Raw genomic sequence first — 15,697 nt, 5'->3', positions numbered from 1 at the left:
GTTTTAAAAAATAACCAAAAGGGTGAAAATGATAAGTTATAAAGATGCCGGAGTTGATATAGATGCTGGAAATAGCTTTGTTGAGGCGATCAAGCCTTTCGTAAAATCTACGCAAACACCAAACGTCATAGGCGGCATCGGATCATTTTCAGGTGCGGTCAGACTGCCAAGCGGATATAAAAATCCAGCCATTTTAGGCGCGACCGACGGCGTTGGCACGAAGCTTCGCCTAGCTATCGACGCTAAGAAATTTGACGGTGTTGGCGAGGATCTAGTCGCTATGTGCGTAAATGACCTCATCTGCAACTTCGCCACACCACTCTTTTTCCTCGACTACTACGCGACTGCAAAGCTTGAAATAGAAAGCGCCAAAGAGGTGGTAAAAAGCATCGCAAATGGCTGCAAAAAGGCGCAGTGCGCGCTGATCGGTGGTGAGACAGCCGAGATGCCGTCGATGTATGAAAAGGGCGACTTTGACCTTGCTGGATTTGCCGTTGGTATCGCTGAGGCTGACGAGATCGACAGGAGTAAATTTGTAAAATCTGGCGACGTTTTAGTCGCACTTCCAAGTAGCGGCCTGCACTCAAATGGCTTCTCTCTTGCAAGAAAAGTAGTAAGCGAGCTTGGGCTAAAATTTGATGAAAAAGTGGGTGAGCGCAAGCTAATCGACGTGCTTCTTGAGCCAACTAGAATTTACGTGAGCGACTTTTTGAGATTAAAAGATAAGATCACAGCGATGGCGCATATAACGGGTGGCGGCATAGTTGAAAACTTGCCTCGCGTCTTTCCTGCTGGACTTGGTGCAAAGGTGCAAAAAAGCGCTGTAAAAACGCCTGAAATTTTTAAAATCCTCGCGCAAAAAGTAGAAGATAGCGAGATGATGAGGACATTTAACATGGGCGTTGGTATGATCCTTGTCGTGCCTAAAGAAAACGTTGATGCTGTCTTAGCAAATAGCGATGGCTACGTGATCGGCGAAGTAGTAAGTGGCAAAGGCGTTGAGCTAGTTTAATGCAAGAAATCAGCAAAAAACGCCTACTAAGATCAAAAATCTTAGCGTTTATATAGGCTATTTTGGCGTGCTAAAGAGCGAGATAAAAAAGCTTGATCCTTATAATCACTGGTGCGAGGTCTCGCGCACCTCTACTATGCTCTGCGTCACGCATGATAACGGCGAGAAATTTAGCCGAATTTTTATAAATACAGGAAAGTAACTTGGCAAAACAAAAGGCGAAAATCGCACCGATCTGGGCTAGAGTAAAGGCCTTTATCATCGATCTTTTCATCATCGGTATGCCAGTATTTTACATCAGCACATATCTCGTTCTTGGCGGTAAAGAGGCCTTTTTAAACAACCAGCTTGCGATCTTTGTGGTAAATAGTATCATCTCACTTATAATGTGCCTCTTTTTTAGCATAAAAGCGCAAACTCCAGGCTACAAAGCACAAGAAATTTATCTCATAAATTTACAAACCGGCAAAAAACTAGGCCTTTTTCACGCGATCTTGCGCCAAATTTGCTTTGCATTTGCTGGCTTTAGCGTCATCGGACTTTGCCTTTGCTTTTTTAGAAAAGACAAGCTAAATTTACACGACATCATAACCCACTCAGCCGCCGTGCAAAAAGCAGCTTAAATTTACTTCACTCCGTGCCAAAGAAGGCGGTTTTTGCCTAACTTTGTATCGATACTCTCTTTTATAATCTCACAAATATACTCTTTTGAAAGCCCTATGTCTTGCTCTTTACTAGATCGTCACCAAAAAGCTACAATCCCGCACCACTCATCACATAGGGCTAATCTATGCGCTTAATTTTTTATCTTGACAACAGCTTTATCACAAAATAATGCACATTTATCAATGTAAATTTAGCTGATGAAGTATTGTTTCAAATTCTTGGACATAAATCGCCCAAACTAGCTAGATAAATAGTGAAAATCAAGGCTGAAAATGAAGAAATTTAGCTACAAGCCACGAAAATTTTTGATTAAATTTAGCGTAAATTTTAAGCGCTTTGGGAGTAGAGTTTGACCTCGTTTATCAAAAACTCATAAACTCTTTGCTGCACTAAAATTTCCTCCTCGCAACCACTCATTAAGCGGCGAAGGTGCGAAAAGTCTATCTTTTTAGCATATCTTTTATGATCTTTCATATCTTTATCTATGCTTAAAAGAAGTGTGTCAAGCGTGATCCTATCGTTTCTTTTGACCCTTGCCACGTACTCTCTAACGGTTTGGATTAAGAAGTCTTTTCTAGTCTGATCGTTTTCATAAATTTCATTTACGATGTCATTTAAGATGAAAAAATCATCCTCATCTGGGTCAAATTTAGCCGAGATAATCGCAGCAAAAATTTTGGCACGAAACTCTAAAGACTTGTGATGATAGACAAAAAAATCTCTAAAGGCCGATAAAAAACGAAGTTTGATCTTTCCTGACATTGCCCTACTTTTGGTGAAATTTATGTGAGATTATATACTCTTAAAGCTAAATTTTTAAAAATGTAACTATAAAACTAAATTTAAGTATAGTTTTTGTATGATTGCGAAGCTCCTTCTTAGACCTGTGCAATGCTTTTTATGAGCACCGCTTCAGGGTGGGAACACAGCAGAGCACTTGTATTAAGTGTGTGCCGCAGTCATCTGAGAGGGGGTCTTTCTAAACCAAAATGCTCATTAAAATCATCGCAAATTTCTAAAAAATCCACTCCATCGATCTTAGGTTTTTCGCTAAAAAATTTATACATATTATTAAAGCCATCGGTTAGTTCTTTTGACTTGACACCGTAGCTTATAGAAATTCCAGCTTCGATGTAGGCTGAGAGCTTGTCGCAGTATTTTAGCGCTTTGCCATCTATTGGGTTAAATTTATCCTCATTTACATTCTCCATCGTCCCTTCGTGGCAGATGATCTTGCGCTCGAATGTCCTATTTTCAAACTCATCTTTGATAAATTTCTCGCCATCTTTTCTGATACCAAGGATGTAGCTAAACTCATCTTTGATCTTTTCAGGCACAAATGGCAAAATCCTCTCATCAATAAGCCTCATCTCATACTCGCTGATGATCTCATTTAGCCCCTTTACGCCGTATTTTACAGGGCTTATGATATCTCTTGTGAGACTCTCTGGTAGGTCGTGAAATAGTGCGCAAAAGAAGTTATTTTCTAAGCGTTTTTTGCAAGCTTTTGCTTTTAGTGAATAAAAATAGCTAAGTATCGCAACAACTAGCATATGCCCTAAGACCGCAGTTTCAGGGATGCGTGGCGTTTGTGCCCAGCGCTTTTGAAACCTTAGCCTGCCACTTAGATCAACAAGGCGGGCTAATTTTTGATTCATAGCGATCTTTCTAACACCAATTAACTCGTAATAATCCTCCATCTCCTCCTCAACCTTCGCCTTAAGCTCGTCGATGTCGCTTAAAAACTGGCTCGTTTGATAGACGATAGAAAATTCCCACCTCGTGGCAAGATAGCTGGCTGCTTTTAGTATAAGGCGCTCTTTTTCGTGAGTTTTGTCGTTTTTATAGTGGTTTTTAAATCTCTCCAAAAACTCGCCGTCCTCGATATCTGAGATGAGCGTCTCAAGATTGCTTAAAACCCAGCTATTTATCTGCTCCTTTTTTGTCTTTTGGATGTGGTGAAAGACATCAGGACGTATGTCTGTGACTACGACCCTGCTTAAAAACTCAAAAATTCCAGCCTCGATGATGTAGTTCATGTCGGCATTTTGCTCTTGTTTTGCTATGAAATAAGCGATGATAAATTTATGAGCCTGCTTGTCAAGCTCGACTAAATTTGTCATCTTTGGATAGTCGTTCCAACGTGATATAGATGCTGCTTTAAAGATATGTTCTATAAGCTTAGCACTTATCATTATTTATCCTTTTTGACTACTTTTGGCTTCTTATCATCGGCGTAGCTTATCTTTCTAAAGCCCTCTTTGTTTGAGCTTCTTCTTGGCTTGTCATCTTTTTTAAATTTATCATCTCTGCTGCCTCTACTGCTAGCGCGATCGCTTGAGCTATGTCTCTCACGTGGCTTGTCGCTAAAGCTTCTCTCCCTACTTCTTGGAGCGTATTCTTTCTCTTCAGCTGGCTTTTTTACTACTAGATCAGAGCTGATCTCGATAACTGTGTGGACATTTCCACGTGGGTTAAAGTCGCCAACTATCTTCATAAATTTAGGCTCAAGCTTTTTCTCTAAAACAGAGTAAATTTCATTTATACTATCTTCGTGGCTGATGTTGCGGTTCATAAAGCTATTTATATAAAGCTTTATAGCTTTTAGCTCGACAACTAGCTTGTTTGGGATGTACTCAAGGTATATGGTCGCAAAGTCAGGATAACCAGAGCGAGGGCAAAGGCAGCAAAACTCAGGCAGAGTGATCTTTATGACATAGTCCCTTGTTTGCTTATTTTCCCAGACCTCAAGGTCACTCTCTACGTCAAATTCTTTTAAAATTTTCTCGCCATACTTCATCTCTTCGCTCATTCTTTATCCTTTTTCTTTTAAATATCCAAGTGTTTAACGTCTTTTGCGTGATCTTGGATGTAGTTTCTTCTTGGCTCGACCTCATCGCCCATAAAGAGATTAAACGTGTCAGAAGCGCTTATAGCGTCGTTTATATCGATCTTTAAAAGTCTTCTGTTCTCAGGGTTCATCGTAGTCTCCCAAAGCTGCTCAGGGTTCATCTCACCAAGACCTTTGTAACGCTGGATATATGCACCTTTTTTCGCATTTTTCTCTACTTCATCAAGCACGTCTATAACGTCACTATGCAAGTCTAGGCCGCGCTCTTTTATCTTTTGGCTGATGTAAAGCGCCTCTTCATAGAGTGGATTTGTAAATAAATTTTCATTTACCACAAGCTCTTCTAGGCCGCTTTCAGTTTGAACATAAATTCTAACCTCATCATCGCTAACGTAGTGGTTTAGTATGTTATGACCCTCAGCTTTTAAGAAGTCTCTTAAAATTTCAAAAATTTCATTGTAGCTTTTTGAGACTATGTCTGGATTTTCTATCATATAGCGGATCGCTGAAAGGACGTTAAAGCGTTTTTCAAGCTCTTTTAAGACGCTTCTATAAGCTGCAACGATCTTTAAGAAATCAATCAAATCAGCGCTTCCTATACCCTCTATATCAACGCCCTCGATGCCAGTTTCGATAAGAAATTCGTTTAGTGCCTTTTCATCTTTTAGATAAATTTCTTTCTTACCTTTTTTATAGCGGTAAAGTGGCGGCTGAGCTAGATAGATGTGGCCGTTTTCAACAACTTTATTTAAAAATCTAAAGAAGAAAGTTAAAAGTAGCGTCTGGATGTGGCTGCCATCGACGTCGGCGTCGGTCATGATAATGATCTTATGATATCTAAGCTTTTCAGCGTCAAATTCATCTCCGATACCACAACCTAGCGCTGTTATCATATTTTTTATCTCATCAGATTTTAAAATTTTATCTAGTCTTGCCTTTTCAACATTTAGAATTTTACCCTTAAGCGGTAATATCGCTTGAAAAACTCTATCACGTCCTTGCTTTGCAGAACCGCCCGCAGAGTCGCCCTCCACTAGGTATAGCTCGCTAATTACTGGGTCTTTACTCTGACAATCAGCCAGTTTGCCAGGAAGCGTGCCTACGCTCATGCTCTCTTTTTTACGAGTTAGATCCCTTGCTTTTTTAGCGGCCTCGCGACCACGAGCTGCCATTAGAGCTTTATCCATTATCGCTCTTGCTTCGATAGGATTTTCTTCAAAATACTTTGTAAGCACGTCAAAAACCATCTTTTGAACGATAGGTTTTACGTAGCTTGAGCCTAGTTTGCCCTTTGTTTGTCCCTCAAACTGCGGCTCTGGCACCTTTACACTTACAACTGCTATTAGTCCCTCGCGGATATCTTCGCCAGTTATCTTTGTATCTTTTTCACGTGCAGCAGCGTTTGCTTGAACGTAGTTTGTGATAACTCTTGTAAGGCCTGCTCTAAAGCCAGCCTCGTGCGTACCACCATCTGGAGTTTTTATGTTATTTACAAAGCTTAGTAAATTTTCACTATAAGTGTCGTTGTAAAGCAGTGCAAAATCAACCATAACATCATCTTCGCCGCCGCTAAATGAGACTGCTTTGCTGACAGCATTTGCCTTGTTCATATCAGTTACAAAGCTCTCAAGTCCGCCCTCAAAATGAAAGCTCTCGCTTCTGCCATTTCTTTGATCTTTGAAATTTATAGTTATCTTTGGGTTTAGATAGGCTAGCTCGCGAAATCTTTTAACTAAAATTTCATCATCAAATTCAGTCACTTCAAATATGCTATCATCTGGCCAAAACTCGACTTGCGTGCCTGTGCGGTTTGTAGTTTTTATAACTTCAAGATCGCTTTGTGGGATACCACATGAGAATTCTTGTCTATGAAGCTTGCCATCGCGTTTGATATTTACGACTAGCTTTTTAGAAAGAGCATTTACGACAGATACACCAACGCCGTGAAGACCGCCTGAGACCTTATATGTGTCCTTGTCAAATTTACCACCAGCGTGAAGTACAGTTAGAACAACAGTCGCAGCTGAAATTTTCTCAGTCGGGTGCATATCTACTGGGATACCACGGCCATTATCACTAATGATCGCTGAGCCCTCACGTGTAAGCTCAACATCTATCGTATCGCAGTATCCTGCCATCGCTTCGTCGATAGAGTTATCAACGACTTCGTAGATCATGTGGTGAAGACCGCTTATGTTAGTATCGCCTATATACATGCCTGGGCGCTTCCTAACTGCCTCAAGACCTTTTAGTACTTTAATATTTTCTGCGCCGTAATTATTTTCCATCATAAACCTTTTTTAACTTATATATTTAATGGACTTATAACCGTTAAAAGCTCTTTTGAGCTAACAACGAAAGGTAAATTTTTATCTTTAAATCCAAACTCAAATTTCTCATCTTCTATACTTTGCAAGAAGTCTATTAAATTTCTATTTTTTACATTTATGCTGATATCTTCTTCAAGTCCTGTTTGAAACTCTATCATCGTTTTGGCTTCAGAGTTGTCCTCTATAATGCTCTCAAATGTTATGCTCTCTTTTGAAAAAGTTATCTTCATCTGATCGCTTAGCATCGAGATAGTTTTGATGCCCTCAACCATCTTATCTCTGCTTAGCTCAAATCTTATAGCGATATCTTTTGGTATAACGCGCTCATAGTCAGGGAATTTGCCATTTATCAGCTTTGTGAAAAACTCAAAATTTTGGCTTTGAGCGATGAGGACGTTTTCATCATAGTAAATTTCTATCTTGTCAAAAAATAGCTTTTGAATTTCATTTATCGCTTTTTTAGGGATGATTAGTGAAAATTCATTGCTCGCTTCATTTGCAAATTTAAATACAGCTAGCCTTTTTGTATCGGTACCTACTATATTTATATAGTTTTGTTTTATATCTAGTAAAGCGCCGTTTAGCTCAAATTTAGGGTTGTTGCTATCGATGCAAGGTAAAATTTTCTTTAAGCTTCTGCCTAGCATTATGGCGTCTATGTCAAATTTAGCCTTGCCTTCTATCGTTGGAAACTCTGGGAAGTCTTCAAATTTATACATTGGAAGTTTGTATTTTGAGTTTTTTTGCTTGATGTAAAGATAGTTATTGACAGTTTCAAGCGTTACCTCTTCATCTTTTAGGCTTTTGATGATGTCAAGTAGCTTTTTACCATTTGCAGTCGCATAGCCCTCATCAACGATCTTTACGTTGCTTAGTTTATATGCTAGTCCTATCTCGTGATCAGTCGCTTTTATGTTTAAAACTCCATCTTTTGCAGAGATATAGATGTGAGATGTTATAGCACTAAGATCTCTTTTTTCGAGATATGGATTAGTGTTTGTTACTATGCTCTCAAGCATGTTTTTGTTTATTAAAACCTTCATTAAATACTCCCTATTATTTTTAATTTTCTTTTTGTTGTATTAGTTGGTAGCGTGAAAGTGTGAAAACCATCTTTTCTCACGCCAGCATCGTTATTTAAAATGTGAAAAGAATTTTTCATTTCTTCACATTTATTCACGAATTTCATTCTGTTTTATCCTTTTGTTAAAATTTTATTCTTTATCTCAGTCACTCTGAGGTTGAAAATTTCGTTGCTCTCCATGAGCTCGTTTATCTTTTTTATGTTGTGACTAACGGCGCTATGGTCTTTCATACCAAAATAGTTTGCGATTTGTGGCATTGAATTTGTTGTAAGCATCTTTGCAAGGTAGATGATGATACGTCTAGCCTCGACGATGTTTTGCACTCTTGACTTGCTTTTTATGTCGCTTGGCTTGATATTTAGCTCTTTGCTCACGATCTCTATAATGGTCTCTAAATTTATATTTTCATGCTTCTCTTTGATGAGATCTTTTAGCGTGTTTTTAGCAAATTCAAGCGTTATCTCAACTCTCATCAAGCTTGCATAGGCGTTTAAATTTATGATAGCGCCCTCGATCTCGCGGATATTATCGCCCATGTTTGTAGCGATGTAGTCGATCACCTCTTTGTTTAGATAAATTTTGTCAAATTCACATTTTTTGATGATGATAGCTATCTTTGTATCAAGCTCAGGTGGCGTGATATCAGCCATTATGCTCTGTTCAAACCTAGACTTTAGCCTCTCATCAAAGCCTTTTAGTATCTTTGCTGGGCGGTCTGAGGTCATGACGATCTGACCTTTTTTGGCGATGAGCTCGTTAAAGGTGTTGAAAAACTCCTCTTGAATTTTATCTGTTTTGCCTAGAAATTGCACGTCGTCTATTAGTAAAACATCGCAGTTTCGGTATTTTTCACGAAATTTAGTCATCGAGTGGCTATTTAGATGTGTGGTAAAATCAATCATAAACTGATCGCTCGTGACGCAGATAACGACCTTGCCTTGATCTAGGCAGTAGTTGCCAACTGACTGAAGTAAGTGCGTCTTACCAAGGCCGGTTGTACCATATATAAAAAGTGGGTTGTAAAGCACGCCAGGCTTGTCTGCAACTGCTTTTGCGTTTAAAAATGCAAACTGATTTGAGTCGCCGCAGACAAAATTTTCAAATGTATATCCAGGGTTTAAAATGCTGCTTTGCGCCTTGATCTGCTTTACATTTACTTGGTTTTGCTTTATGTTTTTTAGCTTTGTTTGGCTAGTTATCTCGACCTCTGGCTTTTTGCCGGTTTTTACTTCGTAAAGGTAGGCGATCTTTTCAGCGTATCTAGTTTTTATAAATTTAGCCATCAACTCACTCGTGGCGTTAAAAACTATAAAATCTTCGTTTGAAGCCTTTTCGTTAAATTTTAATTGTTTGATGTAGCAGTCAAATTCATTAGCTGATATTTTTGTCTGTAAAAGCTCTAAAATCTCGTCTGCTAGCAAATTTAAACCCTTTTGAAGTAATTAATTTTATTAGCGATTTTATCTTAAATTTAATAAAACCTTTGTTAAACTCCGACAAACTTTTTCACGCCGTGAAAAAGTCGTGAAAAAGTATTGAAAAGATTGTGATGAAAATTTTAGGAATCGATCCAGGCACGAAAAATTGCGGTTACGCGATACTTGAAAAGAGCAAATTTAAAACTACTCTTCTTGAAGCTGGGCTTATAAAGATAAAGCCAAACACACTTCAATACCAAATAACAGAGCTTTGCGAGGGGCTTGATCTCATCTTTAAAAACCATAAATTTGACGAGGTCGCGGTAGAAGACATATTCTTTGCCTATAACCCAAAAACGGTTTTAAAGCTCGCTCAGTTTCGCGGGGCACTTAGTCTTAAAATTTTGCAGCTTCATGGGGACTTTGCTGAATACACGCCACTTCAAGTGAAAAAAACGGTCACTGGCAAGGCAAAGGCTGACAAAGAGCAAGTGGCATTTATGGTGAAGAAAATTTTAGGCATAAATAAAGAGATAAAACCGCTTGATATCACCGATGCGATCGCGATCGCGCTAACTCACGCGAATAATTTAAGAATAAACTAAATTTAATAGGAAAAATATGGCAACACTAAAAGCTTTACTAATTGGAGGCGTGAAAAACTACGGCTCGCAAGGTGCGACTGATAAGCTAAATTTACCTTGGAGTTCGGCTATTTTTAAAGTAGCTCAAAATGGCGAAATTTTTGCAAATAAGCTTGGCTTTAAGGGCGATAGTGTCGCTGATACGAAGCATCACGGCGGCCCTGAAAAGGCAGTCTTTGCAAATTCGTTTGCAAACTATGCCGAGTGGGAGAAATTTTTAGGATTTAAAAATATGGCTTATGGGGCGATGGGGGAGAATTTATGCGTTGATGGGCTTGATGAGAGTAGCGTCTGCGTGGGTGATATCCACAAGGTTGGCTCGCTTGTGCTTCAAGTCTCGCAGCCTAGAAAGCCATGCTTTAAGCTCTCAAAAAGATGGGGTAACGAAAATTTAGCCACTCATATCTTTGAAACAGGCCTTACTGGCTGGTACTACCGAGTTCTTACGCCAGGCTCGTGCAAGGCGGGCGACGCGATAGAGGTTATAGAGAGTGACCCAGTTCATATGAGCATTTTAGAGATAAATAGGCTCTTTTACGCGCCAAGTGAAAATTTAAATTTACTTGAGAAATTTAACGCCCTCACCACTCTTACAAATGGCTGGCATGATGATATGAAAAGACGCATCGAAGGAATTTATAGCACCGAATTTATGAGAACACTATAAACATTTATACTTTTGCTCCGATTTTGTTTTACAAATGAATTTCAAACAAAATTTAAAGGAGCATAGGTGTTTCGTTCTATCACAAATAAGATAGCACTCGCCTTGATGGTTTTACTCATCATCTCGTTTTGCGCTATCTCTGCGGTTAGTTATTTTACTTCAAAGGACAAGATCGTTGAGCTTGTCAGTGGCAAAGAGGATCAGGTTCTTAAGGATATAAAGAGTGTTGCAAACACTTTTTTTGATGAAAATTTAGAGTACGTCAAGAAAATTTCATCAGCAGTTGAAGGCGCTCAAAGTGGCGATGAGATAATGAACTTTGTCTTATCAGAAAAAAAGGTCGCAAACTCTGCGGTGAGCTATGTTTATTACGGAGATGAGGATGGACACTTCTTTCAGTCAGACGGTAAAAGAACAACCGTAGCTGATAACTACGATCCAAGAACTAGAGACTGGTATAAGAGCACAAAAGAGAAAAATAAAGAAATTTATACCGAGCCAAGGGTCACTTCTACAAACGATCTTGTTGTAACTTTCACAGCTCCAGTTACTAAAAATGGTAAATTTGTTGGCGTTGCTGGTATAGACGTAGATGTAAAGAAAGTTAGTGACAAGATCATCGAGATAGGCAATACTGGCGATGGTGGATATGCTTATGTGATGAGAAAAGATGGCACTATGCTCTTTTCTGACATAGCTTCAGAGGTTGGCACTATCTTGCCTGTTACAAAGGTCGTCTCAGAAAAATATGCCAATAAAGAATTTGACGAAAATGGTCTGATCTCATATAAAAACTCTAAAAACCAAGATGTAACGGCTAAAATTTTGCCTATCAACGATGATGGCTGGCTAGCAACCGTTGCCATAGGTGCGGATACATTTTCAAACCACACTATGCCTATCTTAAAAGCTCAGCTAATGCTTGCAGTGCTATTTATAGTCATACTCTCAGCCATTGTTTTCGTGCTACTAAAACGCTCGCTTAAACCTATCGGAGTTATCCAAGAGAAGCTTTCTGATACATTTAAATTTATCACTTATGAGAGCAGCACCGCTCCAAGCAAGCTAGATATCCACACGACTGATGAATTTGGCGTGATGAGCGAGGAGATAAATAAAAATATCGACAAAGTCATAGCTGGCATCAAAAAAGATAACACCATGCTTGAAGAGCTAAATGTAGCTGCAAATAACATGATAAGAGGAAATTTAGGCGTCAAACTAAGTGAAAATCCAAACAACCCATCACTTATCAAGCTAAAAGATCTGCTAAATACTTTCTTTAGCTCTATCAGTCAAAATTTAGGCAGCGTCATAAATATCCTAAAAGCCTACTCAAATAATGACTACACCGCTAAGATCGAGCTAAGAGATGACATAGAGGCTGATCTAAAAGCTATGATAGTTGGCATAAATAATGCAGGTGATGCTATAAGCGCTATGCTAAATAGCAACCTAAATCAAGCTCAAATTTTAGAAGAAAAAGCAACGATGCTTGCTGAGTCTATGAGAAATTTAACTGAAGGTGCGAGCAAACAAGCTGACTCTATCCAAGAGAGCGCGGCTGCGGTTGAGCAGATGTCAAGCTCGATGAATGCTATCTCACAAAAGACAGGAGATGTCATAAGACAAAGTGAAGAGATCAAAAACATCATCGTCATCATCCGTGACATCGCTGATCAGACAAATTTACTAGCTCTAAATGCCGCCATAGAAGCGGCTCGTGCGGGTGAGCATGGACGTGGCTTTGCAGTTGTGGCTGATGAGGTTAGAAAGCTAGCTGAACGCACACAAAAAAGTCTAGGCGAGATCGAGGCAAATACAAATGTCCTTGCTCAGTCAATAAACGAGATGAGTGAATCTATAAAAGAGCAAGCTGAGGGCATAAATATGATAAATAGAAGTGTTGCCCAAATAGATAACGTCACAAAAGAAAATAGAAGCGTTGTTAGCAACACAAACGACGTAACTAGCGAGATAGACGGCATGGCGAAGGTCATACTAACAGACGTTAGAAAAAATAAATTTTAATACCCAAAAATACTACTAGGCTCATGTAAATTTACGTGAGCCTTTAAATTTTTAAATCTTTTTTACGCTAAAATTACCAAAAATTTAAAGGAGAATATATGCCACTACTTGATAGTTTTTGCGTAGATCATGTGAAGATGAAAGCCCCAGGAGTAAGACTAGCAAAGAGTATGAAGACCCCAAAAGGCGATGATATCAGCGTTTTTGACTTGAGATTTTGCAAGCCAAATGAAGAAATTTTGCCAGAAAAAGGCACTCACACTTTAGAGCACCTATTTGCTGGCTTTATGAGAAACCATCTAAATGGCAACGGCGTGGAGATCATAGACATCTCGCCGATGGGTTGCAGGACTGGCTTTTATATGAGCGTGATCGGCACACCTAGCGAAGAAGCTGTAAAAAAGTCATGGCTTGCTTCAATGAAAGATATCTTAGAGGTCAAAGATCAAGACAATATCCCAGAGCTAAATAAATTTCAATGCGGCACTTACAAGATGCACTCACTTGATGAAGCTCACGCCATAGCAAAGAAAATTCTAGATCACGGTCTAGTCATCATAAACAACGACGAGATCAAGCTTGACGTTGATGCTATGGGACTAAAAAAGCACTGATTTGAAACCAGCTAGACAAGAAAATCAAGCCTATCTAAAAGAGCAAATTTTAACCTATCTTGGTAATAAACGCTCTCTTTTAGGCTTTATCGAGCGAGGCGTAAAATACGCAAAAGACGAGCTTAAAAAAGAGAAGCTTAGCTGCTGCGACCTCTTTAGCGGAAGCGGGGTGGTGGCTAGGTTTTTAAAACAAAATAGCGAATTTCTAGTCGCAAACGACTTGGAACTTTACAGCTTCATCACAAACTCATGCTACCTACAAAACGCCACAAATGAGCTAAGAGATGAGATAAATTTTTGGCAAAAAAAGCTTGAAAAAGAGATAGAAGAAAACCTTTCTGAGGGCTTTATAACAAGGCTTTATGCCCCGCAAGATGATGAAAATATCGCTTTTGGCGAGCGGGTCTTTTACACAAGGAAAAATGCCATATTCATTGACACCGCAAGAAGGCTCATAGATGAGATATTGCCAGAGGAGATGAGAAAATTTTTCATAGCTCCACTACTTTATAATGCAAGCGTGCATGCAAATACGAGTGGAATTTTTAAAGGTTTTCATAAAAATAAAGAGGGCATCGGTCAGTTTGGAGGCAGGGGGCAAAATGCCATCTCAAGGATCACTTCTGATATAAATTTGACTAAGCCTATTTTTTCAAATTTTAGCGTGCCATTTGAGGTCTATCAAAAGGATGCAAATTTACTGGCAAAAGAGCTTGATGGGCTTGATCTAGTCTATCTTGATCCGCCTTATAACCAGCATCCATACGGCTCAAACTACTTCATGCTAAATCTCATCGCAAGCTATGGAGAGCCAAGTAAAATTTCAAAAGTCTCAGGCATCGCAAAGGACTGGAACAGGTCAGTTTTTAATAAAAAATCATCAGCAAGCGAGGCATTTTTCGAGCTGATAGCAAATTTAAAGGCTAAATTTGTGCTCATCTCGTTTAACTCAGAGGGCTTTATCAACCAAGACGAATTTGACAAAAATCTAAATAAAATGGGCAAAGTTCATCTACTTCGCCAAAAGTATAATGCCTACCGCGGTAGTAGAAATTTAAAAGCTAGAAACATCCACGTAGACGAGCTTCTTTACGTTTTGAAAAAGTAAATTTAGACAAAAACACAATAAAACAAAAAATGATATAATCCCAAAAAACAAAAAGGCATACTATGCAAACAATAACAATAATAGGCGATAATATCAGTCAAAAAGCTATTGAGGCATTTAAAGCGATGGCACAAGCTATGGATCCAAAATATAAAATCAAGTATGTCAATAGTTCAAAAGAGCAAGAGATACCGACAGAGCAGACACTACTTGATCTAAAAAACGCAAAAAGTGTTGGATTTTACAAAAATCATGATGACTTGATCAATGAAATAAAACAAGAAAATCATTGATGAGAATTTTAGAAATTTTTAGCACTTATAAAAAGGATTTGAAGTTAGTTTTAAAGCAAGGATGGGATGAAAAAGCGATTTCAAAGGTGGTTTTTCAACTACAAAATGATGAAAAATTAGCTGATGATTTAAAAGATCATCAGCTTACTGGAAGTTTGAAAGAATTTAGAGAGTGCCACGTTTTTGGAGATTTGGTAATAATTTATCAAAGAGATGATGAAATTTTAAAGCTTTTTAAAATAGGCAGGCACCAAGATATTTTTAAAAGATATTAGAACACTTTTTTGCATATCTAAATTTATACTTTGGTGCTGTTTTGCACTTAATTTTAACCCTCATCCTCTGGTAAGCACTTCTCAAAGATAAATTTATGCTCATTTGGCAAGGCGTCGTAGATAGCATTTGCTAAATTTCTTATCTCCCAAAGGGCTGACTTTGAGCTTCTTAAAGAGATGAAATTTTGCAAGCTTCTAGCGTTTATGCTCCATGTAAGCTCGGTTTTATAGCACTCTGGCAAGCAGTATTTAACTATATCAAGGCTTTTTGTGGTTGAGGCTAAAATTTCACGTAAGTTTTCAAGCGCTTTTATGCTTGCGTTATCGACCACTTCATCATTTGTTAGCACGATAAATTTAGACGCACGCTCAAACTGCCCTACTTCAAATTTCTCCTCTTTTTTTAGCTCTTTTAGCGTGTAGCGGGTTGATTTGACGCTTAGGCTTGCTATGCGGTGGCGGGCTAGCTCTTGAAGTAGTGCGCGCGAGATGCCTTGGATGTAGAAGTTGTAGTAAAGATGCTCCAGCGTTGATGCGTGTTTAAATTTATTACCCACCCTATCTATCAGCTCGACGTCTTTTTCGCCGCCATTGTCGCCTTTTTCAAAGCTTTGCCAGCATGTGCGGATCGCGTGAGAGCAGATATTTAGTGGAGTGTGATTTAGAAGTGTTACTTGCATATTTTCTCTTTTTGTGAAATTTT

The 15,697-nt window shown here is 38.8% G+C and carries 17 protein-coding genes, 1 other RNA gene and 1 pseudogene; 12 read left to right on the top strand and 7 right to left on the bottom strand.

The window, feature by feature from the left end; all coding sequences use genetic code 11:
- Positions 1–28: 28 nt before the first annotated feature.
- The 3 genes from purM (at position 29) to CVS81_RS04655 (ending at position 1,635) form a co-directional block, all read left to right on the top strand.
- Entirely contained in the window at positions 29–1,012 is a 984-nt protein-coding gene (purM, locus tag CVS81_RS04660) for a phosphoribosylformylglycinamidine cyclo-ligase (RefSeq protein ID WP_107965244.1), read from the top strand.
- A 67-nt stretch (positions 1,013–1,079) separates the two neighbouring features.
- Entirely contained in the window at positions 1,080–1,214 is a 135-nt protein-coding gene (locus CVS81_RS10120) for a hypothetical protein (RefSeq protein WP_265094383.1), read from the top strand.
- 1 nt (position 1,215) lies between these two features.
- Positions 1,216–1,635: an RDD family protein gene (locus CVS81_RS04655; protein ID WP_107965243.1), complete on the top strand. Its 420-nt coding sequence runs from the start codon at positions 1,216–1,218 to the stop codon at positions 1,633–1,635.
- A gap of 370 nt (positions 1,636–2,005) precedes the next feature.
- On the opposite strand, the gene CVS81_RS04645 is transcribed toward CVS81_RS04655, so the two are convergent.
- Positions 2,006–2,440, bottom strand: a complete 435-nt coding sequence (locus CVS81_RS04645) for a hypothetical protein (protein ID WP_009295127.1) — start codon at positions 2,438–2,440, stop codon at positions 2,006–2,008.
- Positions 2,441–2,553: 113 nt separating this feature from the next.
- On the opposite strand from CVS81_RS04645, the gene ffs reads away from it, so the two are divergent.
- Positions 2,554–2,651: signal recognition particle sRNA small type (gene ffs / locus CVS81_RS04640), an RNA gene on the top strand.
- On the opposite strand, the gene CVS81_RS04635 is transcribed toward ffs, so the two are convergent.
- From CVS81_RS04635 to dnaA, 5 genes are all read right to left on the bottom strand, one after another.
- On the bottom strand, positions 2,638–3,873 hold the full coding sequence (locus tag CVS81_RS04635) for an HD domain-containing protein (protein ID WP_087583364.1): 1,236 nt from the start codon (positions 3,871–3,873) through the stop codon (positions 2,638–2,640). The two genes, ffs and CVS81_RS04635, sit on opposite strands and share 14 nt — an antisense overlap.
- Positions 3,873–4,490, bottom strand: coding sequence for a preQ(1) synthase (queF, locus tag CVS81_RS04630; protein ID WP_234399521.1), 618 nt, complete (start codon positions 4,488–4,490; stop codon positions 3,873–3,875). Before queF ends, CVS81_RS04635 begins: the two co-directional genes overlap by 1 nt.
- 17 nt (positions 4,491–4,507) lie before the next feature.
- Entirely contained in the window at positions 4,508–6,817 is a 2,310-nt protein-coding gene (gyrB, locus tag CVS81_RS04625) for a DNA topoisomerase (ATP-hydrolyzing) subunit B (RefSeq protein WP_103610399.1), read from the bottom strand.
- A gap of 17 nt (positions 6,818–6,834) precedes the next feature.
- Positions 6,835–7,902 (bottom strand): DNA polymerase III subunit beta, encoded by a 1,068-nt coding sequence (gene dnaN, locus CVS81_RS04620; RefSeq protein ID WP_103614206.1) that lies wholly within the window; start codon positions 7,900–7,902, stop codon positions 6,835–6,837.
- Between the two features lie 152 nt (positions 7,903–8,054).
- Positions 8,055–9,365, bottom strand: a complete 1,311-nt coding sequence (gene dnaA / locus CVS81_RS04615) for a chromosomal replication initiator protein DnaA (protein ID WP_002940543.1) — start codon at positions 9,363–9,365, stop codon at positions 8,055–8,057.
- Positions 9,366–9,487: 122 nt separating this feature from the next.
- On the opposite strand from dnaA, the gene ruvC reads away from it, so the two are divergent.
- The 8 genes and pseudogenes from ruvC (at position 9,488) to CVS81_RS04580 (ending at position 14,994) form a co-directional block, all read left to right on the top strand.
- Positions 9,488–9,967, top strand: coding sequence for a crossover junction endodeoxyribonuclease RuvC (gene ruvC, locus CVS81_RS04610; protein ID WP_103612112.1), 480 nt, complete (start codon positions 9,488–9,490; stop codon positions 9,965–9,967).
- Between the two features lie 16 nt (positions 9,968–9,983).
- The gene (locus CVS81_RS04605) at positions 9,984–10,673 is read left to right on the top strand and encodes an MOSC domain-containing protein (RefSeq protein ID WP_107965242.1); all 690 of its coding nucleotides are present in this window, start codon (positions 9,984–9,986) and stop codon (positions 10,671–10,673) included.
- Positions 10,674–10,778: 105 nt separating this feature from the next.
- A pseudogene (locus CVS81_RS10205) lies at positions 10,779–11,510 on the top strand (cache domain-containing protein); the annotation flags it as partial.
- A 57-nt stretch (positions 11,511–11,567) separates the two neighbouring features.
- Positions 11,568–12,704 (top strand): methyl-accepting chemotaxis protein, encoded by a 1,137-nt coding sequence (locus CVS81_RS10200; protein ID WP_413784308.1) that lies wholly within the window; start codon positions 11,568–11,570, stop codon positions 12,702–12,704.
- A 98-nt stretch (positions 12,705–12,802) separates the two neighbouring features.
- Positions 12,803–13,318: an S-ribosylhomocysteine lyase gene (luxS, locus tag CVS81_RS04595; RefSeq protein WP_107965240.1), complete on the top strand. Its 516-nt coding sequence runs from the start codon at positions 12,803–12,805 to the stop codon at positions 13,316–13,318.
- 1 nt (position 13,319) lies between these two features.
- Positions 13,320–14,426: a DNA adenine methylase gene (locus CVS81_RS04590; RefSeq protein WP_107965239.1), complete on the top strand. Its 1,107-nt coding sequence runs from the start codon at positions 13,320–13,322 to the stop codon at positions 14,424–14,426.
- Between the two features lie 62 nt (positions 14,427–14,488).
- A complete protein-coding gene (locus CVS81_RS04585; protein WP_021088739.1) occupies positions 14,489–14,719 on the top strand; it encodes a hypothetical protein in 231 nt (76 codons plus the stop codon).
- A complete protein-coding gene (locus tag CVS81_RS04580) occupies positions 14,719–14,994 on the top strand; it encodes a type II toxin-antitoxin system YafQ family toxin (protein ID WP_012140681.1) in 276 nt (91 codons plus the stop codon). The genes CVS81_RS04585 and CVS81_RS04580 overlap by 1 nt, the downstream gene beginning before the upstream one ends.
- Positions 14,995–15,047: 53 nt before the next feature.
- On the opposite strand, the gene thyX is transcribed toward CVS81_RS04580, so the two are convergent.
- Positions 15,048–15,674: an FAD-dependent thymidylate synthase gene (thyX, locus tag CVS81_RS04575; RefSeq protein WP_107965238.1), complete on the bottom strand. Its 627-nt coding sequence runs from the start codon at positions 15,672–15,674 to the stop codon at positions 15,048–15,050.
- Positions 15,675–15,697: the final 23 nt, after the last annotated feature.

It is taken from the genome of Campylobacter concisus (genome assembly GCF_003049065.1).
GTDB classification, from domain to species: domain Bacteria; phylum Campylobacterota; class Campylobacteria; order Campylobacterales; family Campylobacteraceae; genus Campylobacter_A; species Campylobacter_A concisus_BE.
Note: the sequence above shows the minus strand (reverse complement) of the source record. Positions and strands in the feature narration are given on the sequence as shown.

Excerpts from the sequence above, each read along its gene's own strand:
- gyrB (WP_103610399.1), bottom strand. The coding sequence starts at position 6,817 with ATGGAAAATAATTACGGCGCAGAAAATATTAAAGTACTAAAAGGTCTT.
- CVS81_RS04580 (WP_012140681.1), top strand. The coding sequence starts at position 14,719 with ATGAGAATTTTAGAAATTTTTAGCACTTATAAAAAGGATTTGAAGTTA.
- CVS81_RS10200 (WP_413784308.1), top strand. The coding sequence starts at position 11,568 with ATGCCTATCTTAAAAGCTCAGCTAATGCTTGCAGTGCTATTTATAGTC.
- CVS81_RS04585 (WP_021088739.1), top strand. The coding sequence starts at position 14,489 with ATGCAAACAATAACAATAATAGGCGATAATATCAGTCAAAAAGCTATT.
- CVS81_RS04645 (WP_009295127.1), bottom strand. The coding sequence starts at position 2,440 with ATGTCAGGAAAGATCAAACTTCGTTTTTTATCGGCCTTTAGAGATTTT.
- thyX (WP_107965238.1), bottom strand. The coding sequence starts at position 15,674 with ATGCAAGTAACACTTCTAAATCACACTCCACTAAATATCTGCTCTCAC.
- queF (WP_234399521.1), bottom strand. The coding sequence starts at position 4,490 with ATGAGCGAAGAGATGAAGTATGGCGAGAAAATTTTAAAAGAATTTGAC.
- purM (WP_107965244.1), top strand. The coding sequence starts at position 29 with ATGATAAGTTATAAAGATGCCGGAGTTGATATAGATGCTGGAAATAGC.
- CVS81_RS04605 (WP_107965242.1), top strand. The coding sequence starts at position 9,984 with ATGGCAACACTAAAAGCTTTACTAATTGGAGGCGTGAAAAACTACGGC.
- luxS (WP_107965240.1), top strand. The coding sequence starts at position 12,803 with ATGCCACTACTTGATAGTTTTTGCGTAGATCATGTGAAGATGAAAGCC.
- CVS81_RS04635 (WP_087583364.1), bottom strand. The coding sequence starts at position 3,873 with ATGATAAGTGCTAAGCTTATAGAACATATCTTTAAAGCAGCATCTATA.
- dnaN (WP_103614206.1), bottom strand. The coding sequence starts at position 7,902 with ATGAAGGTTTTAATAAACAAAAACATGCTTGAGAGCATAGTAACAAAC.